This is a genomic window from Actinoplanes sp. NPDC021490 (genome assembly GCF_055562135.1).
In genome coordinates this window covers 124930-151000 of sequence record NZ_JBVHFW010000027.1, presented here as the reverse complement: position 1 = coordinate 151000, position 26071 = coordinate 124930, and the positions used below count along the sequence as shown (strand labels likewise).

General features: G+C 69.7%; 25 protein-coding genes. 8 read left to right on the top strand and 17 right to left on the bottom strand.

What is annotated here, in order from left to right; all coding sequences use genetic code 11:
* The coding region (locus ACZ3I4_RS46060; RefSeq protein WP_465388505.1) for a serine hydrolase at positions 1-320 on the bottom strand (320 nt) is incomplete at its 3' end.
* 351 nt (positions 321-671) lie between these two features.
* Between ACZ3I4_RS46060 and ACZ3I4_RS46055 the strand changes: the two genes are divergently transcribed.
* Together ACZ3I4_RS46055 and ACZ3I4_RS46050 are read left to right on the top strand one after the other, a co-directional pair.
* Positions 672-1655, top strand: a complete 984-nt coding sequence (locus ACZ3I4_RS46055; protein ID WP_465388504.1) for an alpha/beta hydrolase — start codon at positions 672-674, stop codon at positions 1653-1655.
* 40 nt (positions 1656-1695) lie between these two features.
* Positions 1696-2484, top strand: coding sequence for an LLM class F420-dependent oxidoreductase (locus ACZ3I4_RS46050; protein WP_465388503.1), 789 nt, complete (start codon positions 1696-1698; stop codon positions 2482-2484).
* A 110-nt stretch (positions 2485-2594) separates the two neighbouring features.
* On the opposite strand, the gene ACZ3I4_RS46045 is transcribed toward ACZ3I4_RS46050, so the two are convergent.
* Positions 2595-3188, bottom strand: a complete 594-nt coding sequence (locus tag ACZ3I4_RS46045) for a helix-turn-helix domain-containing protein (RefSeq protein ID WP_465388502.1) — start codon at positions 3186-3188, stop codon at positions 2595-2597.
* 98 nt (positions 3189-3286) lie between these two features.
* Between ACZ3I4_RS46045 and ACZ3I4_RS46040 the strand changes: the two genes are divergently transcribed.
* Complete coding sequence (locus tag ACZ3I4_RS46040) at positions 3287-4030, top strand: SDR family NAD(P)-dependent oxidoreductase (RefSeq protein WP_465388501.1); 744 nt, start codon at positions 3287-3289, stop codon at positions 4028-4030.
* On the opposite strand, the gene ACZ3I4_RS46035 is transcribed toward ACZ3I4_RS46040, so the two are convergent.
* From ACZ3I4_RS46035 to ACZ3I4_RS46005, 7 genes are all read right to left on the bottom strand, one after another.
* Positions 3979-4590: a hypothetical protein gene (locus ACZ3I4_RS46035; RefSeq protein ID WP_465388500.1), complete on the bottom strand. Its 612-nt coding sequence runs from the start codon at positions 4588-4590 to the stop codon at positions 3979-3981. The genes ACZ3I4_RS46040 and ACZ3I4_RS46035 overlap by 52 nt on opposite strands.
* Before the next feature lie 6 nt (positions 4591-4596).
* Positions 4597-7080 carry an ABC transporter permease gene (locus ACZ3I4_RS46030; protein ID WP_465388499.1) on the bottom strand — a complete coding sequence of 828 codons (2484 nt, stop codon included), beginning with the start codon at positions 7078-7080 and terminating at the stop codon, positions 4597-4599.
* Positions 7081-7088: 8 nt separating this feature from the next.
* On the bottom strand, positions 7089-7820 hold the full coding sequence (locus ACZ3I4_RS46025; RefSeq protein ID WP_465388498.1) for an ABC transporter ATP-binding protein: 732 nt from the start codon (positions 7818-7820) through the stop codon (positions 7089-7091).
* Positions 7820-8233: a hypothetical protein gene (locus ACZ3I4_RS46020; protein WP_465388497.1), complete on the bottom strand. Its 414-nt coding sequence runs from the start codon at positions 8231-8233 to the stop codon at positions 7820-7822. Before ACZ3I4_RS46020 ends, ACZ3I4_RS46025 begins: the two co-directional genes overlap by 1 nt.
* A gap of 142 nt (positions 8234-8375) precedes the next feature.
* Positions 8376-9035 carry a response regulator gene (locus tag ACZ3I4_RS46015; RefSeq protein ID WP_465388496.1) on the bottom strand — a complete coding sequence of 220 codons (660 nt, stop codon included), beginning with the start codon at positions 9033-9035 and terminating at the stop codon, positions 8376-8378.
* Positions 9032-10210 (bottom strand): sensor histidine kinase, encoded by a 1179-nt coding sequence (locus ACZ3I4_RS46010; protein WP_465388495.1) that lies wholly within the window; start codon positions 10208-10210, stop codon positions 9032-9034. The genes ACZ3I4_RS46015 and ACZ3I4_RS46010 overlap by 4 nt, the downstream gene beginning before the upstream one ends.
* 48 nt (positions 10211-10258) lie before the next feature.
* A complete protein-coding gene (locus tag ACZ3I4_RS46005) occupies positions 10259-10681 on the bottom strand; it encodes a hypothetical protein (RefSeq protein WP_465388494.1) in 423 nt (140 codons plus the stop codon).
* Between the two features lie 206 nt (positions 10682-10887).
* On the opposite strand from ACZ3I4_RS46005, the gene ACZ3I4_RS46000 reads away from it, so the two are divergent.
* Positions 10888-11571, top strand: coding sequence for a response regulator transcription factor (locus ACZ3I4_RS46000; protein WP_465388493.1), 684 nt, complete (start codon positions 10888-10890; stop codon positions 11569-11571).
* Entirely contained in the window at positions 11568-13016 is a 1449-nt protein-coding gene (locus ACZ3I4_RS45995) for a sensor histidine kinase (protein WP_465388492.1), read from the top strand. Before ACZ3I4_RS46000 ends, ACZ3I4_RS45995 begins: the two co-directional genes overlap by 4 nt.
* 142 nt (positions 13017-13158) lie before the next feature.
* Here ACZ3I4_RS45995 and ACZ3I4_RS45990 read toward each other — a convergent pair whose 3' ends face one another.
* Together ACZ3I4_RS45990 and ACZ3I4_RS45985 are read right to left on the bottom strand one after the other, a co-directional pair.
* Positions 13159-15234 (bottom strand): MMPL family transporter, encoded by a 2076-nt coding sequence (locus tag ACZ3I4_RS45990; RefSeq protein WP_465388491.1) that lies wholly within the window; start codon positions 15232-15234, stop codon positions 13159-13161.
* A 927-nt stretch (positions 15235-16161) separates the two neighbouring features.
* Positions 16162-17145 (bottom strand): aldo/keto reductase, encoded by a 984-nt coding sequence (locus ACZ3I4_RS45985; RefSeq protein ID WP_465388490.1) that lies wholly within the window; start codon positions 17143-17145, stop codon positions 16162-16164.
* Between the two features lie 281 nt (positions 17146-17426).
* Here ACZ3I4_RS45985 and ACZ3I4_RS45980 point away from each other — a divergent pair, with 281 nt between their 5' ends.
* Genes ACZ3I4_RS45980 through ACZ3I4_RS45970 form a run of 3 tightly spaced genes read left to right on the top strand, consistent with a single transcriptional unit; the run spans position 17427 to position 19739 of the window.
* Positions 17427-18293 (top strand): endo alpha-1,4 polygalactosaminidase, encoded by an 867-nt coding sequence (locus ACZ3I4_RS45980; RefSeq protein WP_465388489.1) that lies wholly within the window; start codon positions 17427-17429, stop codon positions 18291-18293.
* Positions 18290-18793, top strand: a complete 504-nt coding sequence (locus tag ACZ3I4_RS45975; protein WP_465388488.1) for a SigE family RNA polymerase sigma factor — start codon at positions 18290-18292, stop codon at positions 18791-18793. The genes ACZ3I4_RS45980 and ACZ3I4_RS45975 overlap by 4 nt, the downstream gene beginning before the upstream one ends.
* Positions 18786-19739, top strand: a complete 954-nt coding sequence (locus tag ACZ3I4_RS45970) for a hypothetical protein (RefSeq protein ID WP_465388487.1) — start codon at positions 18786-18788, stop codon at positions 19737-19739. The genes ACZ3I4_RS45975 and ACZ3I4_RS45970 overlap by 8 nt, the downstream gene beginning before the upstream one ends.
* A 12-nt stretch (positions 19740-19751) precedes the next feature.
* On the opposite strand, the gene ACZ3I4_RS45965 is transcribed toward ACZ3I4_RS45970, so the two are convergent.
* From ACZ3I4_RS45965 to ACZ3I4_RS45940, 6 genes are read right to left on the bottom strand one after another with little or no spacing between them, the layout of a single operon-like run.
* Entirely contained in the window at positions 19752-20768 is a 1017-nt protein-coding gene (locus tag ACZ3I4_RS45965; RefSeq protein ID WP_465388511.1) for a LacI family DNA-binding transcriptional regulator, read from the bottom strand.
* Positions 20769-20783: 15 nt separating this feature from the next.
* Entirely contained in the window at positions 20784-21737 is a 954-nt protein-coding gene (locus ACZ3I4_RS45960; protein ID WP_465388486.1) for a ribokinase, read from the bottom strand.
* Entirely contained in the window at positions 21734-22633 is a 900-nt protein-coding gene (locus ACZ3I4_RS45955; protein ID WP_465388485.1) for a carbohydrate ABC transporter permease, read from the bottom strand. Before ACZ3I4_RS45955 ends, ACZ3I4_RS45960 begins: the two co-directional genes overlap by 4 nt.
* Complete coding sequence (locus tag ACZ3I4_RS45950) at positions 22630-23553, bottom strand: carbohydrate ABC transporter permease (RefSeq protein WP_465388484.1); 924 nt, start codon at positions 23551-23553, stop codon at positions 22630-22632. The genes ACZ3I4_RS45955 and ACZ3I4_RS45950 overlap by 4 nt, the downstream gene beginning before the upstream one ends.
* Entirely contained in the window at positions 23553-24896 is a 1344-nt protein-coding gene (locus ACZ3I4_RS45945; protein WP_465388483.1) for an ABC transporter substrate-binding protein, read from the bottom strand. The genes ACZ3I4_RS45950 and ACZ3I4_RS45945 overlap by 1 nt, the downstream gene beginning before the upstream one ends.
* A 21-nt stretch (positions 24897-24917) precedes the next feature.
* The gene (locus tag ACZ3I4_RS45940; RefSeq protein WP_465388482.1) at positions 24918-25871 is read right to left on the bottom strand and encodes a nucleoside hydrolase; all 954 of its coding nucleotides are present in this window, start codon (positions 25869-25871) and stop codon (positions 24918-24920) included.
* Between the last annotated feature and the right edge of the window lie 200 nt (positions 25872-26071).

The following is a 26071-nucleotide window of genomic DNA, read 5'->3' as shown; positions in this document are numbered from 1 at the left end:
ACGGTCGCCGCCACGAACGGCTTGGTGTAGCTGCCGATCCGGAACTTCGCGTCCCACGGAACCGGGGTGCGCTTCGCGACATTGCCGTACCCGCTGCGCACCCGCACGTCACCCCGCGGAGTGTCCAACCCGACCAGCACACCCGGCGCGCCGTACCGCCCCAGCGCGTCCGCGTCGGCCTGCAAGGTCGCGGCCAGGCCCGGCCGGAACGCGACCGGCGCCGGTCGGTCGGGGGTCCTCGCCTGAGCAGCCCCGATACCGGCCAGTGCGGCTCCGGCCACCGTTGCGGTAGCGATAACTGCCACAAGTGATTTCTTCATGCCGATGACGCTAGAGAGATCACCCGCGGAAAACGTCACCACAGAGTGGACAGTCCGCTGTCGCTCGCACGGGGGACAGGACGCCGCCAGCCGAGCTATCCCCCGACGACGGCCCGCCGTTCCCCACTGGCCTCGCGCACGAGCGTGGCGAAGTCCAGCTGCTCCGAGTCTCCAACCAGCAAGCGAACGGGCCCTTGAAGACCGCGATCGCCGTGTCGGCGGTGAGGTGGGCCGTGTGATGTCGGTCCCTGTCATCGCATGTCAGCCACCCATGACAGCGACTGACATGGCGTGTTACGTTGATGTCAGCCGCTGACATGCGGAGCATCGTCTCACCCAAGGAGAAATGCCGTGGTGCCATCAACCCTCAGCAGCAGGGACCAGGTCGAGCCGCAGTTGCGAGTGGCCCTGGACGCGGTTCCGCCCTTCGGGGTGTCCGCGGAAACGCTGGCGGACTTCCGGCCGGCGGTCGACGCCATGGCGCTGCCGGCACCGGACGCACCGGGCGTCACCAGCGTGGAACGGCAGGTGCCGCGCCCCGACGGGACCTCCGTCCAGGTCCGGGTGCACACACCCGCCGGCGACACCGCCCGCGGAGCTCTCATCTTCCTGCACGGCGGCGGAATGATAATGGGAAGTTCCGTCGGCTACGACGCCCAGAGCCGGCACTTCGCCCACACCGCGGACTGCGTGGTGGTGGCGGTGGACTACCGGCTCGCGCCCGAGAACCCGTACCCGGCCGGCCTGGAGGACTGCTACACCGTGCTCAAGTGGCTGCACACCGCGGCCGCCGAGCTGGGATTCCCGGCCGGGCGCATCGCCGTCGCCGGAGAGAGCGGAGGCGGTGGGCTCGCGGCGGGCCTCGCGCTGCTGGCCCGCGACCGTGCCGAGGTGAGCCTGTCGGCGCAATTCCTCCAGTACCCGATGCTCGACGACCGGACCGGGACCGACGCCGAACCGGATCCCCTGCCGTACGCGGGCGAGTTCGTGTGGACGGCGCAGAGCAATCGCTTCGCCTGGCAGTCGGTCCTGGGTGCCGCGCACGCCGGTCCAGACGTCCCCGCGTACGCGGCACCCGCCCGGGCCACCGAGGCGGCCGGCGTGGCCCCCGCGTACATCGTCGTCGGCCAGCTCGACCTGTTCGCCGGTGAGGCGCTTCGGTACGTCAGGACGCTGATCCGCAGCGGCGTGCCGGCCGAGCTGCACCTCGTGCCCGGGGCCTACCACGCGTTCATGTCGTTCGCCCCCGAGGCTGAGACCTCCCGGCACGCTTCGGCCCGGTTCCTTGACGCGATCGTCCGCCACTTCCGCGACGGCGAGGTCTCGGAGCCGTGACCCGCGCACCCGCTGAAGGGCCCATCCTGCGGGGACGGCGATGAAGGCCGACGTCCCCGCGCGTGTGGGGGTGCAGATCACCAACGAATACGGTGACTACGCCGAGGTCCGCGACACCGTCCGCGCCCTGGAGGACCTCGGCGTCGACATCGTCTTCAATTGGGACCACTTCTTCCCGCTGTTCGGCCCCCCGCACGGACCACACCTCGAGGCCTGGACCATGCTCGGCGCCCTCGCCGAGCAGACCTCGCGGGTGACGCTCGGGCCGCTGGTCAACTGCACCGCCTACCGCAACGCGGACCTGCAGGCCGACATGGCCCGCACGGTCGACCACATCTCCGGCGGCCGGTTCATCTTCGGGACGGGCTCCGGCTGGCTCGCCCGGGACTTCGACGAGTACGGCTACCCGTTCGGCACACCAGGTTCGCGCCTGGACGCGCTGGCGGCCGACCTGCCGCGGATCAAGGCCCGGTGGAAGCAGCTCAACCCGGCTCCCGTACGGGACATCCCGGTACTGATCGGCGGCGCCGGTGAGCGCAAGACCCTGCGGATCGTCGCGCAGCACGCCGACATCTGGCACAGCCTGTCCGACGCCGCCACGCTGCACCACAAGCTGGACGTACTCGGCGACTGGTGCGACCGGGTGGGCCGTAATCCCGACGAGATCGAGGTCGGCGTCACGGTGTCCAACCCCCGGGCCACCTCCGACTACACCCGGCTGGACGAGCTGCACGCGATGGGCGTGCGGATCTTCCAGGGCCGCGCCATGGGCCTGCGGGACCTCGACGGCGTCCGGCGCCTCCTGCGATGGCGGGACGCGGCCACCTGACGGGTCCGTGATCCGCCGGCAGGCGGCCGTGGACGCGTGGTGGCAGCGCGAACCGGGCCGCAACTGCGGGTAGGCCTGTCCACGGCCGGCCGCAGTTTCCGGACGGGCTCTCAAGTGGCGCGGGCCGGAGTCGCCGTGGCGCGCACATGCGTGCGTTCGCCCTGATTGCCGAGTAGAGCGAGGATCTCGGTCGGCTGGGGCTGGGCGGCACCGAACCAGTGCGGCACCCGGGTGTCGAATTCGGCGGCTTCGCCCGGAGCAAGAAGCAGTTCCTGGCCGGCGAGCAGAAGCCGCAGCCGGTTGTTGAGGACGTACAGCCACTCGTAGCCCTCATGGGTGGCCAGGACGTGGGTGGCGCCGGGAGTCTCGCCCGGCAGGATGAGTTTGTATGCCTGGATGCCCCCTGGACGGCGGGTCAGCGGAATCAGCGTCTTGCCGTTGCGGACGATCGGGCGCAGGTTCACCCGCACATCGCCGGTGGGCGGCGCGCCGATCAGCTCGTCGACGGAGACGGCGTGGGCCTCGGCCAGAGCGAGGACTTGTTCCAGCGTCGGCGTCCGTTTACCGGCCTCCAGCCGCGACAGCGTACTGATCGGGATGCCGCTTGCCGTGGACAGCGCGGCAAGGGTGATCCCGGCCCGTTTGCGCAGTGCCCGAAGCCGTGGAGGCAGGGTACGCAGGGTCTCTTCTATCGCGGCCGACACCGGCTCATTTTGACAGATGAGCAAAATCTTGCCGGGATTGCGCGGGATGGGGGTGACGCTGGGCCGGCTGCGATGTTGTCGAAACCTGGAGTAGAACCATGTCTTCTCGGCTCAATGGCCGTACCGCCCTCGTGACCGGCTCGACCAGCGGTATCGGCCGCGCGGTGGCCGCCCGGCTCGCCGCCCGCGGCGCCCACGTCATCGTCTCCGGCCGCAACGCCGCGCGTGGCGAACAGGCTGTCGCCCAGATCCGCGCGGAGGGCGGCGAAGCCGGCTTCCTGGTTGCCGACCTCACCTCGGCAGCGGCCGCAACCAGCCTCGCCGAGCAGGCCACGGCAGTAACCGGCCAGATCGACCTGCTGGTCAACAACGCCGGCATCTTCACGTTCGGCCCGACCACGGCGACCACCGAGGCCGATTTCGACGCGATCTACGACCTCAACGTCAAGGCCCCTTACTTCCTGGTCCAGGCTCTCGCACCGGCGATGGCCGAGCGCGGTGGCGGCAGCATCGTCAACATTCTCACCGGGGCCGCGCACCGCGGCTCCCCCACCGCCGCTCTTTATGGATCCAGCAAAGCGGCGCTGCTTCTGCTCACCCAGGGCTGGGCGGCGGAATTCGGACCGTCCGGCGTACGTGTCAACGCAGTCAGCCCTGGGCCGATCCGCACCGAGGGCACCGGTGACGGCGCCGGCCTGGAAGCAGTTGCCGCGGCATTGCCGGCCCGCCGGCTCGGTGACCCGCACGAGATCGCGGCGGCCGTGGCCTTCCTGGCCGGTGACGAGGCAGCCTACGTGCACGGCGCGATCCTGCCGGTGGACGGCGGAGCGATCGCGGCCTGAGCCTGGGCGTTGGCTTGGACGGCGAATGGGTTGAAACCCCAGACCCCCGAGCCGGAACGCGGGACGATGAAGGCGTACCAGTCGTTGCCCAGCGGCTCAAACACCGCGTCGCCCGCGGTGTCTCCCAGACGGGGCGACGGCTTCACGCCGGACGTGCACCGCACCAGGCCGGAGAACTGCGACATGCCGCTGTCCGCGGTCACGTACGTGACGCAACCGCCATGGCTCCATACGGCGGAGAAGTGGTACAGGCCGTGGCTTGCGCCGAGCGGCGAGGTCGCCAGCCGCTCCAAGCCCGGACGGTGCAAGGGAAACAGCAGCCGGCCGGCCGCCCCCGAGCATGCCACCACCATCGTCAGGACGGAGACCACCGGCAGGATCGACCGGACCGGCCAGGACCGGCCGGCCAGCGACCCCAGCCAACCCGCGGCGGCTATCGCCCACAGGATCATGGCCACCCACAACCAGGTCAGGTAGCCGCCCGGCAGAACGACCGCGTACAGCAGCGCGACCGAAGCCACCAGGGCAAGGGCGATCGGCCACCAGGTGCGGGCTCGCAAGGTCTGTTATTCCTTTCCGAGAGCGGCGATCGGACTGGTCCGGGCCGCCTTTCTAGCCGGCAACAGGCCGGCCGCGACCGTGGTGAGGGTGAGCAGCGCAGCGATCAGCAGCAGCCGGCCCGCCGGGATCGTCAGTGGCAGATTCATTTGGAGCGCGTCGAGGGCCAGCCAGGCGAAGGGGATGCCGAGGGCAGTGCCCGCGAGGGCGCCGATGACTCCGTACAGACCGGCTTCGGCGCCGATCATCGCCTGGAGCGCGGGGCGGCTCAGACCCAGCGCTCGCAAGAGGCCGGACTCGCGGGTGCGTTCCACCACGGACAGCGCGGTGGTGGTGCCGACGCCGATGACGGAGATCAGCACGGTGAGCCCGAGAAGACCGAGCGCCGCGGCGAGGAGCGAAGATACCTCTCCGTTGACTTTGTCGCGTTCGTCGGCGAGCACGATGACTTCCGCGTCCGCGCCGGCTTTGCGGAATGCGGCCAGTGCCTCGTCCCGGGAACCGTGAGCGATGTCGGCGAACGCCCCGGTCGAGGTGTCGTCCAGCTTCGCCAGGTCGGCCGGGGCGAGTACGGCGTTGGTCCGCAGCGGCGCGTCGGTGGTCAGTGTCGCCGTGACTCGCACGCGTACGGTGCCGCCCTTTGCCGTTCGCAGCGAGACGGTGTCGCCGAGGCCGGCGCCGATGTCCTCCGCGAGGGTGCGCGCCAGGATCGCTGTGCCGGGAGCCGGGACGGTGAGCGTCCCGTCGGCTGCCGAGAGCTTCGCCAGGGCGGGCAGAGCGTTCAGGTCGACGGAGATCGCACCGTAGACCAGCGGACCGGAGGTGGTGAACGTGGCCATGCGGAACGGGGTGACGTCGCGGAAGTGCGTGTCGGCGCGCAGCCGGTTCAGGACCTCGGCGGCGTTTCGCCCGTCGCCCGTGACCAGCGCGAGGTCGGCCGGGGTCCGGGCCGCCTGTTGCTGGTCGATCCAGGTCTGCAGGCTCGTGGTGCCGACGACGGTGCCGGTGACGAGGGCAACGCCGAGGGCGACGACGACTGATACGGCGGCCGCCCGCCGGGGTGTTCCGCCGATGCCGCCGACTGCGAGGCGGCCGACCGGGCCGAACGGCCGCAGCGGCCAGCCGACCGCGGTGAGCAGGGGCCGGATCAAGACCGGTCCGAACGCGATGAGGCTGCCGAAAACGAGCGCTCCCACCCCGACCAGATAGAGCAGGACCGTGGAGGAGGCCTGTCCGGTGGTCGTCGCGTCCACGGTCAGCCAGGTCATGCCTACGGTTCCGGCGGCCAGCAGGCCTCCGAGCAAGGCCCGGCCGAGGGTGATGCCGCGTTCGGAGGCTACCGTGCCGGCACTTCGCAGCGCTCGCAGCGGAGCTACGTCCGCGGCGGAGAATGCCGGCGCGAGCACGGCACCGGTGGTGAGCAGTCCCGCGCCGATGACGACGGCGATCCCGGCTGCGACCGGTATGCCGGGAGCGGCCAGCGGATGCCCGGCCGCGGTGGCTATGGACGGCGCGGCCAGGCCGGCCATCATGGCGAGCAGGACACCGGCGGCGCCGGTGAGCAGGCCGACCACGGCGCCTTCGACCGCCAGAGCGGCGATGAGTTGCCGGCGCTGGGCTCCGAAGGCGCGCAGCAGCGCGAGCTGGCGTAGCCGCTGGGCGAACACGATCCGGAAGGTCGAGGTGGCCACGAGGGCCGCCGCGACGACGGCAATCGCGACGAACATGGCCACCAGGGCGAAGATCTGGTCGAACTGCTGTACGGCGGCCCGGGCTTCGGCAACGCGGGTTGTCTCGCCGGTGGTGACACTGGCATAGATTTTCGGATCGTCGAACAGCTGGTTGGCGAGCGTGTCCATCAGAGCGTTCACGTTCGTGCCCGGCTCGGCAAGGACATCCAGCCGTGGGTAGCCCGGATTGCCGGTCAGCTCGGTGACGACGGCATCGGATGCGTACGCTCGTTCCGTCCCCCCGCCAGGGCCGTCGACAACCGCGGTCACGGTTACTTTCATCGGCCCGGCACCGTCGGCGTTGTTGCGCAGCACCAGTGTGCTGCCGGGGCCGGCGCCGAGACGGCCGGCCGCGCGGCGGTCCAGTGCTATCTGCCGGTCGTGTGCCGGGTAGGAGCCGGTGACCAGGGTGATCCGCGACATCGGGCCGGAGCCCGGATCGCCGATGACGTCGAGGGACTGCCCGGACGAGGTGGTGCCGACGGTGAGGTCGGCCGTCACCCGCCCGGCGACCTGGGCCACCCCGGGCGTCCGGCGGATCTCGTCGGCCTGCTGCACGGTGAGCGGATCACCACCGCTGGTGGAGACGACCAGGCTGACCGCCTGCGGGGTCTCGCTGAACGTGTCCAGCGTGGTCCGGGCGACGATCTGGTAGGCGAGGACAGTGGCAAACACCACGAACGCGGCGACCAGCACCGACAGGCCGGTCAGAAGCAACCGGGCCGGGCGGCGCAGGATGCCGCTGAGCTGAGTTCTCAGCACGCTGGTGTTCATCGCGCACCGGCCAGTTGGTGCAGTGCGTCGGTGACCGCCGCGCGGGTGGGATGGTCGATGTCGGCGACGACGCGGCCGTCGGCAAGCATCAAGGCCCGGTCCGCGTACGCGGCGGCGCCCGGATCGTGGGTGACCATGACGACGGTCTGGCCGATCTGGCGTACGGAGTCGCGCAGGAACCCGAGCACCTCGGCGCCGGAGCGTGAGTCCAGATTGCCGGTCGGCTCGTCGGCGAAGACGACGTCGGGCTTGCCGGCCAGCGCCCGGGCCAGCGCCACCCGCTGTTGCTGGCCGCCGGAGAGTTCGGCCGGCCGGTGGCTCAGCCGGTCCCGGATGCCGAGCACGTCGACGATGTGGTCGAGGAAGTGCCCGTCGACGGCCCGGCCGGCGAGGTCCGCGGGCAACGTGATGTTCTGCCGGGCCGTGAGCTGAGGGAGCAGGTTGAACGCCTGGAAGACGAAGCCGATCCGGTCCCGGCGCACGGTTGTCAGGTCGCGATCGCGCAGACCGGTCAGCTCGGTGTCGCCGATCGTGATCCGGCCCGAGGTGGCGGTGTCGAGACCGGCCAGGCAGTGCATGAGGGTCGACTTACCCGACCCGGACGGGCCCATGATCGCGGTGAACCGGCCCTGCTCGAGTCCGACCGTGACCCCGTCCAGGGCCCGTACGCCGGCATCGCCCGTTCCGTACACCTTGACCAGGTCCGTCGCCGTGACTGCGGCCCGCATCAGGAACCCATGGCGGGGATCCGGAGGTCGACACCGCTGTTGTCGCAGTGCCCGATCGCCTCGTCTTTCATGTCCTCGAACTGCTTCGCCGTGGGCAGTTCACCGTCGCCGGTGGCCTTGGCCCGGTTCCACGCGACATATTTGCCGACCTGGGTGCTGACGCCGTCATCCTTGAGCTGGGAGTAACGAACCTGGCGGATCGACTGCTCCCACTTCTCGGCCTCGGCGTCGTCGCTGGGTGGCGTACGGGCCTTGTCGATCAGCTCCTGCGCGAGCCGGCAATCCGCCGCCGACGCCGTGGTCGGACCGAACTGCTTCTGCCACACAAAGTTGACGCCGAACGCCACCGCGCCCAGGACGATGACGGTCAGCGCGCCGCCGACCAGCAGCTTGCCCCAGTTGACCTTGCTCATTGCGTACCTCCGAAAATCGTGATGCCGTTTGACATCGCCAATTCTCGGGACACGCGTCTTCCCGCACATCGGCGCACGATGTGATCTCCGGGCGTTTCGCGTACGACTCCAGTCGTACGCGAAGGAATGTCGGACGTCTGGTTCAGGAGGCGGGCCGGACCAGGCCGATCTCGTACGCGAACACGACCGCCTGCACCCGGTCGCGCAGGCCGAGCTTGGTCAGGATCCGCCCGAAGTGGGTTTTCACGGTGGCCTCGGCGACGTGCAGCCGTGCCGCGATCTCGGCATTCGACAGTCCGGCGGCAATCTGCTCCAGCACTTCCCGTTCACGCTCGGTCAGCGCAGCCAGGCGGGCGTCGGCCCGGCCGGAGAGGGTGAGCTGCCCGGCAAACCTGTCCAGCAGAGCCCGAGTGATCCGCGGCGCGACTACCGAGTCGCCCGCTGCCACTGTTCGGATCGCGGCGAGCAGGTCCTCCGGCGGGGAGTTCTTGAGCAGGAAACCGCTGGCGCCCGCCTGCAGAGCGGCGAACGCGTCGGCGTCGGTGTCGAAGGTGGTGAGCACCAGCACCTTCGGCGCGTCGGGGTCACCGCAGAGTCGGCGAGTGGCTTCGACCCCGTCCATGACCGGCATCCGGATGTCCATGACGACGACGTCCGCGGGCGTCCGCGCGAGCAACGCCAGAGCCGCCGCGCCGTCCCCGGCCTCGCCGACCACCTCCATGTCGGCCTGGGAGGACAGCACCATCACGAACCCGGCCCGGACCAGGGCCTGGTCGTCGACAAGGACAATACGAATGCTCATACGGCTTCTTCGATGGGAATCGTGGCACGGGTGAGCCAACCGCCATCCGGCCGCGGACCGGCGGTGAACTCCCCGCCGTGCACAGCGACCCGCTCGCGCATGCCGATCAGCCCGTTACCCCCGCCGCCGGTCTTCCCGCCGGGTGTTCCGCTGCCGTTGTCGCTGATCTGGAGGACCGCCTTCCCGTCGCTGAGCCGCAGGTCCACCTCGACCGACGTGCCCGGGCCGGCATGGCGCAGAGAATTGGTCAGCGCCTCCTGCACGAGCCGGTACACGGTCAGTTCCCGGGCGAGACCCAGTCCGGCCATTTCCTCGATTTTCAGATCCACCTGCAGCCCTGCCGTACGAGCCCCGGCGGCGAGCGTAGCCAACTGGTCGATCCCCCGGCGGCGCCGCTCGTCGGAGTCGTCCATCGCCGACCCGGTGCCGCGCAGCACGCCGACGATGCGATGCATATCGTCAAGTGCCTCACGGCCTGTCGCTGCGACGGTACGCATGGCCTCCCCCGCCCGGGCAACGTCCGTACCGATCGAATAGCTGGCTCCGTCCGCCTGCGCGACCATGACGGCCAAGCTGTGCGCGACGACATCGTGCAGTTCCCGCGCGATAAAGGCACGCTCGTCGGCCGCGGCCAACCGGGCGAGGTGATCACGTTCACGCTGCGCGGTGCCGAGCAATTCCGCCAGAACGACATTCCTTTCCCGGTGGACCCGCAACACGAACGCGAGCAGCCAAAGCGCCGCGCAGGCGACGAGAAGCGTGAGGTATTCCTCGACGGAGCTGAAGTCGACTGCCTGCCCGTCGGCCTCGAAGACCATGCCCTTGACGGCCAGGACGACCACCCCACCAAGGACGATCGCCCCAGCCGCATACGTGTAGAGGGTTCGCCGGGCGTGGGTCACCACGGCGACCATCGCGACGAGCAAGGCGAGATCGTAACCGGCCGGAACAGCCCGGCCCACGAACAACTGCACCAGCGCCAGCGACGCCACCACGGCCAGCACCGGAACCGGAGCCATGCGGCGGGCAACGATCGCGCCGGCCATGCCCAGACCGATCAGCACATCTTGCACGGAGGCGCTGCGGTACTGCACCGCAACGGTAGCGACGACTGTCGCAATGACCAGGTCCCACAGAACCCAGGCCCACCGCGATGACACCAACCCGCCCAACACGGCAGTCACGGTAGCCGAGAAACCGGTGCGGTGTGTCCGGTGGCCGGGTCAGCCTGAGCACTTCCCGGAGCTCGGCAGAGGAAACGCACTGACCTTCCAGAACCAGGTCCGGTCGGTTTTGTACTTGATCGGGCCCTTGATGAGGTCGGACCTGCCCCATCGGGAAGTGCCGTCGAAACTCGTCAGCAAGATGGCGCAGTAACCCGGGCCGATGTAGACACCCTCGGTAAAAGACCAGGGATAGACGTCGGCGCTCCACTCGCCCTGCCGCAGCAACTGATCGTAGTTGCCGCGCGTGTAGTTGCCGTCGAACAGGTGCATGATGCCGATGCTGCCGTAGGACCCATTGTTCTGGACGGAGTTGGTGCCCTCATCGTTCGCTTGCGCGGGCCCGGCCGTGAGAGCGGCCGCACTCGCGAGGACTGCCAAGACAGCGGCGACTCGGGCGGCGGAGGTTCGGACAGAAAGCATGCGGTCTCCTTGCGCGTAAGTGAGGGAGCTGACGCCTTGCTCAGTCTGCACTGATCCGCTTCGCAGCGGGTGCCCGAGCCGCAACGGACTGGACCGCTCGCGAAGAACGCGGTCCACAGCGGCGGTTCTAATACTGGCCTCAGGTTGATCGGGGAGGATGAGCGGCAAAAGCATCGACTGGAAGGGGGCGGTCCCGCGTGCGGATCATGATCGCGGATGATGACGCGGCCATCCGTGAGTCGCTGGAGCGGGTGCTCCAGGTCGAGGGGTACGACACCGATACCGTCGCCAACGGTCTGGCCGTGCTCGACGGGGTCGGCGGGGCCGGCGGTGACACGCTTGATCTGCTGATCCTCGACGTGATGATGCCCCGGCTGGGCGGGTTGGAGACGTGCCGGCGGCTGCGGGCCGCGGGCCGGGATCTGCCGGTGCTGATGCTGACCGCCCGGGATCAGGTCTCCGACCGGGTCGCCGGGCTGGACGCGGGCGCCGACGACTATCTGCCCAAGCCGTTCGCCACCGAGGAGTTGCTGGCCCGGGTGCGGGCCCTGCTGCGCCGGCGCACGCCGGGCGATGGGGAGTCGCCGATCCTGTCGTACGCCGACGTCCGGCTCGATCCTGACAGGTTCGAGGCGTGGCGGGGCGAGCGGCCGCTGCGCCTGACCCGGACCGAGTTCTCCCTCCTGGAAGTCCTCGTGCGCAACGCGACCCGGGTGCTGACCCGTGACGCGCTGTTCGAGGCGATCTGGGGCTTCGACATGAGCGCCACCGCCAACAACCTTCAGGTGTACGTGAGTTACCTGCGCCGCAAGATGGAGGCCGAGGGCGAGCCGCGATTGATCTACACGCTGCGCGGCCTGGGATACACGTTGCGGGAGACTCCTCCGTGAGCAGGCGCGCCGGCCGGGAACCGCGCCGGCTGACCCGATGGTGGCGCCGGCAGTCCCTGCGGACCAGGCTGACGGTGATCGCGGCGACGGCCATCGCGGTCAGCGTGTTCCTGTCGTTCCAGGTGGCCAGCGAGCTGATGGACAGGGAACTGCGGGATTCGGCCGAGAATCAGCTACGCGCCGACTCCCGCGTCCTGGCGACGAGCGCGGAGCGTGCCGGTCTGGCGCAGGTGGAGCTGCCGCCGTATCCCGGGTCCGGTCGGCTCGTGCGGGTCGTCCTGCCCGACGGCTCGGCCCGGACGCCGGCCGGCCAACCCGCGCTGCCTCCGGTCAGCGAGCGCGCCGGGAGCGTGGCGCAGGGCGGGCCGGCCGACCTGATGGAGTCGGACGACAGCGAGGAGGGCTACCTCGTCTACACGCTGCGGGCGGGCGGCGGCGCTGTCCAGGTGGCCCGCCTCGCCGACGACAGCCCGATCAACCAGTTCGGGTTCGGCATGCTGCTGATCGGGCTGCTCTGCGTGGTCGGCGGCGCCTTTGTCGGACGAACCGTGGCGCGGACCGGGCTGGCCCCGATCGACCGGCTGACCGCCGCCGCGGTACGTGTCGCGCAGACCCGGGATCTCGACGCCGACATCCCGGATGAGGGTGGTGGGGAGATCCGGCGGCTGATCGGGTCGATCAACGACATGCTCGCCGCGCTCCGGGACTCCCGGCAAGCCCAGCGGCTGCTCGCCGAGGACGCCGCCCACGAGCTCAAGACCCCGCTCACCAGCCTGCGCCTCAACGTCGAGTTGCTGATCCGGCTCGATCGGCGCGGCACCCTGGACAGCGCGCTGCCCGCGGAGAGCCGGACCCGGCTGCTCAACGATCTCGGCTCCCAGGTGGCCGAGCTGAGCACCCTGGCCGCCGAGCTGACCGACCTGGCGCGCGGTGACGTCAGCGACGAGAGCACCGAGCTGATCGACCTCGCCGACGTGGTGGTGGCCGCCGCGACCCGGGCGCGTTCCCGGGCGCCCGACATCGAGATCGCGCTCGACGTGACCTCCGTGTGGGTGAGCGGGCGTCCCGCTGCCCTCCAGCGGGCGGTGCTCAACCTCGTCGACAACGCCGGCAAGTGGTCCCCCGCGGACCAGCCGGTCCAGGTACGGCTCCGTGCCGAGGGCGCGTCGGCGGTGCTCGAGGTCGACGACGCCGGGCCGGGCATCGACGCCGCCGACGCACCGCGGGTGTTCGACCGGTTCTACCGTGCCGACAGCGCCCGGGCGTTGCCGGGATCCGGTCTGGGGCTGTCGATCGTGCAGCGGGTCGTCGACGCCCACGGCGGCCGGGCCACCGTCGCCCGCTCCGCACGCGGCGGCGCCCTGCTTCAAGTCGAACTTCCGGCCGCGGCCCCGCCCGCCCCGATCGCACGGCTCACCGCCGGGGAAGACACCGCGGTGAGCTGACACCGCCGCGGCGGCGCGGCGCAAGACTTGCGGCCCGCCACCGGGCCGGACACCGTGTGGCGCAGGACCAAAGAGCGGCGGCACATACAAAATCCGGGACGGGGTTGGGTTCCCGTCCCGGATCTCGTACGTGCCGCCGCGCTCACCGTTGCAGCGCGGGCTCCTCATCGTCCACGAGCGGCCGTTGACGGTCCGGCAGCTCCACCGGCCGGGACAACCGGCTCGGCCACCAGATCCGCCGGCCGATCAGCAGGGTGAGGGCGGGCACCAGAACCGACCGCACCAGCAGGGCGTCGAGCAGCACGCCGAAGGCGACCAGGAACCCGACCTCGATCAGCATCACCAGCGGAAGCGAGGCGAGGACCGCGAATGTGGCCGCCAGGACCAGGCCTGCCGAGGTGATGACGCCACCGGTGGCGGAGAGGGCTTTGAGCATGCCGTCTCTGGTGCCGAGACGTACGGTCTCCTCCCGGGCCCGGCTGGCCAGGAAGATGTTGTAGTCGACGCCCAGCGCCACCAGGAACAGGAATGCCAGCAGCGGCACCGAATAGTCGACGCCCTGGAATCCGAGGATCGTGTCGAAGACGAACACGCTGCCGCCGAAGGCCGCGGCGAACGAGACGATCACGGTCGCCATCAGGATCAGCGGGGCCACGATCGCGCGCAGCAGCAACCCGAGGACCAGCAGGACGACGGCGAGTACCAGCGGGATCACCAGCTTCTCGTCGCGGGTGGTGGTCGCCTCGGTGTCGAGGTTCTCCGCACTCGGTCCGCCGACGATCGCCTCCGACCCGTTGACCGCGTGCACGGCGGTACGCACCCGCTTGATCGTGTCGTACTCCGCGGCGGTGTCCGGCGCGTCGATCGGGAACACGGAGATGTCGGCCCAGCCCCCGCTGGTCTGGCCCGGCTCGGCCTGGGCCACGCCGGGAGTGCCCTTGACGACGTCGAGCACCCGCTGCTGGTACGCCGGCCGCGTGAAGATGGTCATCGGCTGGCCGCCGAGCTCCGGAAAGTGCTGGCGGAGAACGGTGAAGCCGGCGACCGACTCCGGCGCGTCCAGGAACTGGTCCTGCTCCCGCAGGGCGCCGGTGTTGCCAGCCAGCCCGATCGCGAGCACACCGAGGACTCCGAACGAGCCGAGCGTCGCCACCCACCGGCGGCGGTTGATGGCGGCGCCGAGCCGTCCCCACAGCCCCGGCTTGTCCTCCACGGCCGTGCTGAACCGCGGGATAGCCGGCCAGAAGATCCGCCTGCCGAGCAACACCAGCATTGCCGGGAACAGCGTCAGCATGGCGACCAGCGCGCACAGGATGCCGGCCGCACCGATCGGGCCCAGCCCGCTGGTGCTGTTCAGGTCGGCGACGAGCAGGCAGAGCAGACCGGCGATCACGGTGGCCGCGGACGCGACGATGGCCGGCGCCGCACCGCGGAGCGCGTGGACCATCGCGACCCGTACGTTCTCGTGGTGGTGCAGCATCTCCCGATATCGGGCGATGAGCAACAGCGCGTAGTCCGTGCCGACGCCGAACACCAGGATCGTCAGCAGCGCCGAGTTCTGGTCGTTGACCACGATGCCGAAGCCCTTGACGAGCAGGTAGACGGTCGCCATCGAGGTCAGTGCGGCCGCGCCCACGGCCATGAGCGGGATGAACCACAACACCGGGCTGCGGTAGGTGAGGATGAGCAGGAGCGTGACGACGATGACGGTGGTGAGGAAGACCTGCAGGTCGATGCCGTCGAAGACGGCGTCCATGTCACCGTCGATCGCGGCGGGGCCGGTCACGTCGAGTTCCAGGCCGGCGGGGCGGTCCTTCGCGGCGTCACGCAACGGGCCGACGATGTCCTCCGGTCCGCCGTAGGCCGTGCTCACATCGAGGGTGAACATCATCGCCTTGCCGTCGGTGGAGGGCCTCGTCGCTGGGCCGTCGTCGTCCTCGCCGTCCGGGGTCACCGCCTTCGGCGGGTACCGCTTGGCAAGGGTGTTGTAGTGCCGCTCGACCGTCGCGCGGTCGGCGTCGGTCATGCCGCCGGCGCGCTGGTACACGAAGACGAACGTGTTGTCCTCCCCTCCGGGGAGACTGTCCTCGATCGCCGCCACTCTGGTGGACTCGGCATTGGCCGGCAGGGTGTCCACGGCTTTATCGGTGGTGACCGAGCTCAGCTTTCCGCTCAACGGCACCATGACCGCCGCCAGTGCCACCCACAAGGCAATCACCAGCCACGGCACCCACCGCCCTGCCCACCGACCGACCGGCGCTTCCCCGTGCGGTGCTGCGTTGACTGCCATCACTGGCCTCCTACATACGGTTCACATCGCTTATCTGACGCCGACTTCCTAGCGAGCGAATCTGAGACGATCATTAATACGGTGCTCAGACCGGTCGGCCGGACAGGCGCTCAGAGCACGCCTCAACGTGGTGGCGTGCAGCCGCGCCGTCGTCCGGCTCCCCTACGGCTTCGGCGAAGTCGGGCCGCTAGGCTCCGCGCATGCAGCATGCCGACGTTCCCCCGCAAAACGCACAGCGATCGGGGCGCTACTGCTGGTCTTGGCCGCAGCCGGCTGCGATTCCACTGTGGAGTCAACCTCCACTGCCGCGGCGTCGAGCCCTGACACCGCCGCCACCACGACCGCTTCCCGCGCTGCTTCCTCCCCCAGTCCCCGTGGCGCCGGGCCTTCCGCATCTTCCTCCCCCACCGTGGACCGGTCACGGAAGGCGAAGGCGGCACAGAAACCCGAGGCGACACGGAAGCCCAAGCCGCCGCGGGAGACGAGCGGGGGCGGCACCAAATACCCGGGGTGCGCCGACGGCGACTGCAAAGTGTCCTTCTCCGGTTCGGTCAAATTCGCGCTCGCCCGGTGGACGGTCTCGGCCTCCATGGAGAAAGGCGGTGTCAGGGTGCGACTGACCGACCCCCATGGCCGGGGTGGCGGTGGCGGCTTCCTGGCCGGGCCCGGGTGCGCTGTGGAGATACACGCCGACGGCGGCGGGCGAGTCGGATGCGACCAGCCCGGAGGCGAGCCCGAATCGGGAGGCTACCTCGTGGAGCTGCTGAAACTGGACGGGGGCGCCGCGGTCATCCGAGCGGCCCTGGGCTGACTTCGAGGCAGGCCGGTCTCCGCGGGGAGACCGGCCGGCTCGGTTCAGCGCTCGATCATCCGCATCTGCTCTTCGGTGTGGTGGCCGCCCTCGGCCACCGGCAGGGCGGTCAGCGTCGCGATCTGCTCGGGCGTCAGCGTGACGGCGTCCGCGGCGACGTTCTCCTCCACCCGGCTGACCCGCTTGGTGCCGGGAATCGGCACGACGTCGTCGCCCTGGGCCAGCAGCCAGGCCAGAGCCACCTGGGCCGGCGTGGCTCCGGCCTGGTCGGCGACCGCCTGCACCTGGTCGGCGAGCCGCAGGTTGCGCTGGAAGTTCTCGCCGGTGAAGCGCGGGTGGGTCTTGCGGAAGTCGCTGTCGTCCAGCTTCTCGACGTCGGCGGGGGTGCGCAGGGCGCCGGTGAGGAAGCCGCGGCCCAGCGGGGAGTACGCGACCAGACCGATGCCCAGCTCGCGCAGCACCGGCAGGATCTCCTCCTGGTCGCGGGTCCACAGGGAGTATTCCGACTGCAGCGCGGTCACCGGATGCACGGCATGCGCCCGGCGGATGGTGTCGGTCCAGGCCTCGGACAGGCCGACGTACCGGATCTTGCCGTCGGTGACGAGCTGCGCGAGGGCGCCCATGGTGTCCTCAATCGGCGTGTCCGGGTCGACGCGGTGCTGGTAGTAGAGGTCGATGTGGTCGGTGCCGAGCCGCTTGAGCGAGCCCTCCGCCGCCGTACGGATGCTGTCGGGGCTGCTGTCCGGTTTTCCCGCGCCACGTCCGGTGTGGGAGATGAGCCCGAACTTGGTGGCCAGCACCACCTCTTCCCGGCGGCCCTTCAGGGCGCGGCCGACCAGCTCCTCGTTGACGTACGGGCCGTAGACCTCGGCGGTGTCGATCAGGGTGACGCCGAGGTCGATGGCCCGGTGGATGGTGCGGATGGATTCGGCGTCGTCGCTGCCGGCGCCGCTGTAACCGTGCGACATCCCCATCGCGCCGAGGCCGATCCGGCCGGCCTCGAGTGCGCCGAGCTTCGCGGTACGCATGGTGTTGCCTCCGTGTCGTCGTACGTCAGAGAACCCCCGATGTTCCGGGCGGGACAGCGGGGCCGGGTGACTCAGGCCTCCGGCACGGCCGCCCCGTCCACCGAAGGACGTACCCAGCCTGGTACCAGCAAACATCGGCGTTCGCGGCGATGACGGAAGCGGCCTTACTGATGCGGTAAGACCGGGCCGGCGAAAATTTTGGGTGATCGGTGCAGCGGCTGGCTGGGTCCATCGCGTTGTTCGGGCAGAGTCACCCCCGCTCGCCCCCGAGGAGTTCACGCATGGCACAGAAAAAACGCAGTCGCACCAAGGTCCTGGTCGTGGTGGCCGCCGCGGTGGCGGTGGTCGCGGCCGGCATCGGGGTCGCGCACGCCGGCACCCGGCCGGGCCGGCCCGCGCCGGCGACGCCCAAGGCCGCCACGTGGGCGCCGCCGCCGGCCAACGCCGGGTTCGACTACCAGATCGGCCAGGCCTATCAGCCACCCACGGGCGTCAAGGTGGTCAGCCGTGACTACACCGCCGCCATCGCATCGGACCTCTACAACATCTGCTATGTCAACGCGTTCCAGACACAGGCCGACGCCGCGACGAAGCGCTGGTGGGAGACCAACCATCCGAACGTTCTGCTGCGCGACAGCACGGGCAAGCCGGTCGAGGACCCCGACTGGGACGAATACCTGCTCGACTTCTCGACGGCGGCCAAGCGGGCCGAACTGACCCAGGTCGTCGGCGGCTGGATCACCACGTGCGCGGCCAAGGGTTTCAAGGGCGTCGAGCCCGACAACCTGGACTCCTTCAGCCGCTCCGGTGGCCGCCTGAAGAAAGCTGATGCGCTGGCCTACGCCGCCTCGCTGTCGGCGTTCGCGCACGGCAAGGGCCTGGCCGTCGGCCAGAAGAACACGGCCGAGCTGACTGCCGCCCAATCCCGTACGGCTGGTTTCGACTTCGCCGTGGCCGAGGAGTGCGGTCAGTGGGACGAATGTGACGCCTACACCGGCACGTACGGCAACAATGTGGTGGTGATCGAATACACCCAGAGCGGGTTCACCAAGGCCTGCTCGCAGTTCGGCAGCCGCCTGTCGATCGTGCTGCGCGACGTCGACGTCACCGCTCCCGGCTCCGGCACGTACAAGTTCAAGTCCTGTTGACCGAGCCGGACAGCTTCGACGAATTCGTACAGGCCCGCGGCTGGGCACTGTTGCGTTTCGCGTACGTGCTGTCCGGCGACTCGCACCTCGCCGAGGACCTCGTGCAGGAGGTCCTGGCGAGGCTGCACCGGCGCTGGACCCGGATCGCCGCCATGCACAACGCGGAGGCGTACGTCCGCAAGGCGATCTTGAGGCAGTTCCTGTCCTGGCGGAGGCGCCGGTCGTCGCGCGAGACGATCGTGGCCGAGCTGCCCGAGCCGGCGACCGGTGACGAGCCGCAGACCCGGGTGGTGGCCCGCGACCACATGTGGCAGCTGCTCGCCGGCCTGCCCCGCGCGCAGCGGGCCGTGCTCGTCCTGCGCTTCTACTGCGACCTGCCCGACGCCGAGATCGCCGCCCTTCTCAACTGCGGCGAGTCCACCGTACGGTCGCAGTCCGCTCGTGCCCTGGCCAAAATGCGGACCGTGATAACCGAGAAGGGACTGGTCGGTGATGGATGACCTCGAACAGCGGCTGGCTCGCAGCCTGCACGACGCGGCCGCCGACGCCCCACCCGACTCGGATTTGCTCGACGAGGTGCACCGGCGTTCCGGCCGCCACCGCCGGCGCCGGCTCGCTGTGCAGCTCGCCGGGCTGGCCGTGGTGCTGACCGTCGCCGTACCGGTGGTGACCGTGCTCGGCAGCCGCTCGGGGCCGAGCACTCCCCCACCGGCCGCGATGCCCGTCACAGAGCCGGTGCAGCTGGTCCCGGGCTTTGCGAACCCGACCTTCCCGTACGCCCTTACGCCGGCCGACGGCATGCGCGCGCCCGTGGTGACGCTGAGGTCCGGACGGCTCTCCGCGCTCTACGAGGCCATCGACGTGCGCCGGGACTCCGACACCACCGTCACGCTGTCCACGGCGAAACCGTCGTTCACCACGGCCGCCGAGGAGACCACCGTCCAGGTCCGCGGGCGCGCGGGACGGCTACGCACCACCGACGTGCAACCGGCCAAGCAATATGCCCTGTACTGGCAGGAGAAGCCGGGGCAATGGCTGCAACTGGCCACCGACGACACCTACAGCAAGAGCCAGGTGGTCGCGCTGGCCGATTCTCTGACCGGCGGGGCAATCCCCGTGCAGCCCCCGTTCGCCCTCGAGTACTCGCCCGCCAGCCTGACTGCGGACACGATCGACGCCTCGACGATGAGCTTCCGCTCGCCCGAAGGCGGGCTGTTCACCGTCGTTCTGCGCAAGAAATACCAGCTCACCGCGCCGAACACGCGGGTGGCGACCTACGACGCGCGGCTCACCCGGGATGCCGACGGCGCCCGGCTCGAGATCGCCGTCACCGACTGGGACGCTGTCCTGCAGATCGCCGTCAGCCCCGCCCTGTCCATCTCCGACGAGAACCTGCTGCGGTTCGCCGCCGGTGTCCGCATCCAAAACCGCTCGGATCCGAAGTAGGCCCGAAGGTTCTCACGGGGAGCAGCCGCAGGTGTGGCCCACCACCAGGTTGCCGGTCAGCCGGACGCGGGCGGGCGGGGTGCCGGGGTGGCGGATGTCCTCGAGCAGGTGCGTGCAGGCGATGCGGGCCAGGTATTCGGTGTCCTGCCGCATCGTGGTCAGCGGCGGGATCGTGAAGCGGGCCGCCCGGGTCCCGCCCATCGACACCAGCGCCACATCGTCGGGCACCCTCAGTCCCAGCTCCCAGCAGGCGTGCAGCGCACCGAACGCCTGGACGTCGGACGCCACGAACAGCGCGGTCGGCCTGCGGCCGTAGACGGCCCAGGGCCGGCCATGTTCGCTCAGCAGCAGGCCGGCCGCCTGGTAGCCGCCCTCCTCCCCCGCGTCCGCGAGCGCGACCAGACCGTCCGAGGCGGGCCGGCCGGTACGGCGTTGCTGGCCGCGCCACCCGGCCAGACGTAGCCCGTCGGTGCTGACGTAGGGCGGGCCGACGATGCAGCCGATCAGGTGGTGCCCGTGCACCTGGAGGTGGTCGACCGCGCGGGCGGCGTCGCTCTCGTCGTCCGTGCTGACGGTGGACAGGGAGCTTTCGGGGCGTTCCTCGAGCACCAGCACCGACTGGTCGACGCCGGCGAGCACCGCACCCGACAGCGACACGCCGGATGTGATGATCAAGCCGTCGGTCTGGCGGTCGACGAACGTCTGGAGCAGGCGTTCCTCACTGGAGCGGTAGCCGTACGTGCTGGCGGTGAGGGTGAGGTAACCCTGCTCGGTGAGCGTCCGCTCGACCTCCTCGGCCAGCGACCCGTAGAACGGGTTGCTCCGGTTGGGTGTGAGCAACCCGATCGTCTGTGTGCTGCCTCCGCGCAGCGCACTCGCGATCGCGTTGGGCCGGTAGCCCAGCTGGTCGATCGCCGCCAGGACCCGTTCCCGGGTGCGGGCGGCGACCGGCCGGGGACCGTTGTTGAGGACGTAGCTGACCACGGCCGGGGAGACGCCGGCGGCGCGCGCCACATCCGAGCGTGTCACTGCCAAGTGGTGCTCCTAAGGGTGGATCTCGGCGGGCTCGAGTCCGAGATCCGCCGGCGAAGGATACGACGACTGGGCACCCGGGCTCTGCACCGCGAACGTCCCGGCGCGAACGCCCACGGTCACCGCGTCCCTCAGGTCGGCGCCGGAGGTGAGCCGGACCGCCAGCGCTCCGACGAAGGCGTCGCCGGCGCCCGTGGTGTCGACGACGGCTGTCGGCTTGGGCGCCGGGACGTGTCCGCTCTCCTGCGCGTCGGCCCAGCAGGCGCCCTCGGCGCCGACCGTGACGACCACTGAGCGGGTACGGGCCCGCAGTTCGGTGACCGCCCGCAGGGCCGCCTCGGCGCCGCGGACCTCCCAGCCCAGCAGGCCGCTGGCCTCGGCCTCGTTGAGCACCAGCGGATCGCAGTGGGCCAGCAGTTCCTCGGCCACCGGCTGGTAGGGCGCGAGGTTGAGGATCACCCGGGCTCCGGCCTCGGCCGCCGCGGTGATGGCGGCGGTGATGATCTCGGGCAGCACCTCGGCCTGCACGACCATGGTGCCGGCGCCGGTCTCGGCGGTGATCCGGCCGACCGTACGGTGGACCCGCTCGTTGGTCAGCGCGAAGTTGGTGCCGGGCACCACGGTGATCGAGTTTTCGCCCGAGTCGTACACGAGGACCAGGGCCAGACCCGTACGCCCCCGGCTGATGATTTCCACATTGGTGGTGTCGACGCCCTCGGAGCGTAGTTCCCGGATGAGTTGGGCGCCGTCGGCGTCGTCACCGACCGAGGCCACGAAGCTGACGTCGCCGCGCAGCCGGGCCATGGCCACGGCCTGGTTGGCGCCCTTGCCGCCGGGCTGGTTGAGCAGACCGGTGGCCAGCACGGTCTCACCCGGCCCCGGCGGTTCGGCCACCCGGACGATGTAGTCCTGGTTGGCGGATCCGACGACGATGATGCCCGCCGTACCGGGAAGGTAGGTACTCACTTCTCTCCACTTCCGATCGAGAGACGGCCGAAGAAGCGCTGGAGCACGAACATGCTGATCGCCGGCACGAGGGTGAGCACGATGGTGCCGGCGAAGTTCTGCCCGTAGTCGGCCGCGTGTTCGCCGAAGGTACCGGCCAGCGCGACCGGGGCGAGTTGCAGGTCGCTGTCGCTGACGATCAGCAGCGGCCACAGGAAAGCGGTCCACTGACCCAGGAAGATCAGCAGCGCCGAGTTCGTGAGCGCTGGTCCGCTCAGACGTGCGTACAGGGAAAAGAGGATTCTCGGCTCGGAGGCGCCGTCGAGCATCGCCGCTTCCCGGTAGGACTGGGGGATGCCCAGGAAATACTGCCGGAGGTTGAAGATGGCCAGACCGTTGGCGACACCGGGCAGGATCAGCCCGATCATCGTGTTGCCCAGTCCCCAGTCGGTGAACTGCTGCGCCAGCGGGATGGCGATGGCCTCGAACGGCACCATGAAGCTGATCACGATGACCGCGAAGATCAGGTTGCGGCCGGGGAACTCGTAGACGGCGAGGGCGTAGGCGGCCATCGCCGACATGGCCAGACCGATCGCGACCGACGCGATGCAGACGATGAACGAGTTGAGCAGCGCCCGGGCGAATCCCGAGTCGATCAGCAGGTGCACGTAGTTCTCGAGAGTGACCTCGGACGGGATGACCAGGTGCCAGCTCAGCGGGGACATCGTCGTGAGGATCTCGGCGTTCGGGCGGAACGAGCCGATGAGGATCCAGATCGCCGGGAGCACGAAACCCACGCCGACGACGACGGCCACGGCGGTCAGCACGACGGTGGAGGTCTTCACCCGGCGCTGGGCCCGTCCCGGCGGGGCGACCGGCTCGGTGCGACCGGGGCGGGCGAGTTCGGTGGTCGTCATCGCGGCGTCCTCTCCTCGCGCAGCAGCCGGAACTGCAGGAGCACGAAGAAGATCATGATGGTGGTGAGGATGACGACCTCGGCCGCTCCGAGGTTGCGGCTGCCGTAGCCGTACGTCGTCCGGTAGGCGTCGAACATCAGCAGCGTCGTGCTGTTCTGCGGGCCGCCCTGGGTCAGCAGCTGCACTGGCACGAACAGCACGAAGTTGGCGACGGTGTCGGCGACCAGCACGAACAGCAGCGGGCGCTTGAGCATCGGGATCGTGATGCTGAAGAACGTCCGGATCGCGCCGGCCCGGTCGATCTTCGCCGCGTCGTACAGCTCCTCCGGGATGGCTTGCAGACCGGAGATGAGGAACAGCATCCAGTAGCCGATGCCGATCCAGCTGGCCAGCATGATGATGCTGGCCAGGGCCTGGTCGGGTGAGGTGAGGAACGGCTGCGGGTTGCCGCCGACCGCGCTGATCAGCGCGTTGACCGGCCCGTCGGGATTCAGGGCGGCGCCCCAGGCGATGGAGGAGCCGACGATCGGCACGGTGATCGGGATGAAGACCAGCGTGCGCCACACCCCGACCGCGGGGATCCTCTGCACGAACAGCACCGCGAGCAGCAGAGCCAGCACGATCTGGACCGGGTTGATGATGGCGTTGAAGATCAGCGTACGGATGATCGTGTCGACGAAGTTGGGGTCGGAGAACAGCGACTCGTAGTTGCCCAGGCCGTGGAACGTGGCCGGGATGATGCCGCCGGGAAACGCCTTGTAGAGGCTCTGGACGACGGCGCCGACGGTCGGGACGACCCGCAGCACGACGAGGGCCGCGATCGCGGGCGACAGGAAGATCGCCGCCCAGATCAGTTCCTGCCGGCGGCCGGCCCGCCGCCGCTTGGCGGCGGGCTCGGACGTGACGGTGGACGAAGCCATTACTGATACTTCTTCCAGGCGGTGGTCAGCTGGGCCGAGGCGCTGTCCAGCGCTGTCTTCGCGTCGGCGCCGTTGCGGATGTCGGCGAAGGCCTGGTTGAGGATCGTCTCGAACTCGATGTAGCCGATGGTCGGGATCCGGTTGACCGCGGTGTTCGAGGTCTCGAAGTCGATGATCTTCGCGGCGTCCTTGCCCGCCGGGGAGGCGAACACCGACTTCTCGAAGTAGATCTTCTTGCCCTCCGGCGACGCGGCCAGCTCGGGGTCGGAGCGGTACTTGATGTAGCCGCCGCCCTCGTCGACCGCCATCCACTTCATGAAGACCGCGGCGGCCTCCTTCTGCTTGCTGAACGGGTTCATGGCGAGCGACCACGAGCCGGTCGGTGTGGCCGGCTTGCCGCCCTCGAAGACCGGTTGCGGCGCGACGCCCCAGTCCACCTTCGACGATCCGAGCTGCGGGATCAGCCAGGGGCCTTCCACGATGTACGCGGCCCGGCCCGCCACAAACGCGGGATCGGTCTCCTCGGATTTCATGCCCTTGGGTGCGACGCCCTGCTTGAACAGATCCCCGTACCAGGTGAAGGCCTTGACCCACTGCTCGGAGGTGAAGTCCGGGGTGAGGTTCTTGTCGCCGGTGGCGCCGGGCGATCCGCCGAGCTGGACCGGCAGCGGCTCCAGCTGGTAGTAGCGGTCGAACTGGCCGAACAGGAAACCGTGCTGGGCGCCGGCCGACTTCGCCTTGGCGGCGTCCTTGGTGAGCTGTTCCCACGTCATCCGCTGGGCCGGGTCGGCCGAGGGCTCGGACAGGCCGGCCTTCTTCAGCAGGTCCTTGTTGTAGTAGAGCAGCTGCGTGGAGTTCGCGATCGGCAGTCCCCACAGCTTGTCCTGGAACATCCCCGAGTCGTACGCGGTGGGGTCGAACGAACCCTTGAAACCCGCGAACGCCTTGGTCAGGTCCTCGGCCTCACCCCGCGCGGCGAGCGCGGAGATGCGCGGCTGGTCGGCCCAATAGACGTCGGGGTCGCCGCCCTTGTTGGCGATCCGCGCGTCCAGGGTGCTGTTCAGGCTGTCGAACGGCACCGACTGGTAGTCGACCTTGATCGTGGGGTGGGCCTTCTCGAAGGCGTCGATGACCTCCTGCATGTGGGCGGTCTTGAGGTCGAGAATGCTGAGCACCTTGATGGTGGCGGCCGGGTCGCTGCTCGGCAGCGACCAGCCCCCACCGGCGCTGCCGGTGTCGCTGTCGCCGCCGCCGGAGCAGCCGGTGAGGATTAGGGCCGAGGCGGCGGCCGAGGCCAGTCCGGCGAGCACCCGCCGCCGGCTGAGGGTGGCTATGAGAGACATATCTGGGGTGTCCCTTCTCGGTCAGAGACCGGTGATGAGTCCGAGGAAGTGTTCGGTGAAGGCATCGGCGTCGACGGAGACCGCGACGCGGGCGTTCGCGGCCGGCGGTTCGGCGCCCTCGCGACGGTCAGTGATCATCACGCCCCGGGCCTCGCCCTCACCGGTGATCACCGAGACCGTCACCTCACGGAACTCGCACAGGTCGGGCCGGGTGAGGACGGCGACGGCCAGCGGATCGTGCATGGCGCACGAGTCGGCCTCGAGGGGGTTGCCGGGGTAAAGCGCGTGGATGTGGTCGATCCAGGCGAGGGTGAACTCGCCGGCGAACGGGGCGAACGCCGTGCCCGCATCGATCATCCGCTGGGCGTGCTCGCGGTTGAGGCGGGCCTGCAGGGTGACGTCGAGACCCACCCACCGCTGCGGCGCGCCCGAGCGCAGCACGGCCTGCGCCGCCTCGGGGTCGACCCAGACGTTGAACTCTCCGGGCATGTCGCGGTTGGACATGGTGCCGAAGAACATTCCGCCCATGATGACGATTTCCTTGACCGCTTCGGCGATGCGCGGTTCGAGCAGCAGAGCGGCGGCCACGTTGGTCAGCGGGCCGATGGCGACCAAGGTGATCTCCCCCGGGTGGGCCATGATGTGCTCGGCGATCGCGACGGCCGCGTAGCCACCGGTGGGCGGCTGGGCCGAGTCACGCAACGCCAGCACGTTGTCGGCGGGCGTGCGTTTGATGTGAGGCCGGGTGTATGCGGCCGAGGCGCCGCGCACGATGGGGACGTCCTTGATGCCCAGCCGGTTCGCCAGCTCCCCCGTGAGGATCGTGGCGCTCTCGACGTCGGTGTTGCCGTTCACGGTGGTGATCAGATCGAGCTCGATGCCGGGATCGGCGTATGCGAGAGCCAGGGCGAACCCGTCGTCGATGTCAGACCCGGGAGCGCCCATGGCGAGGTCGGTGTCGAGGATGATGCGCATCGCTGCAAACCCCATTCAACTCGTGTTGATCGCAGTAAACACGAGTTGAATGTGACCGACAAGACATCCCCGAGATGTTTTCGAAACATCCGTAACGTGCCGGAAACAAGCCGACTGCGCCCCACGGCCCGATTTAGGTTGATCACAACGCGCAGTCCACAGCGGGACCGGCCCACTTCACGACGACGGGTGTAACGTCC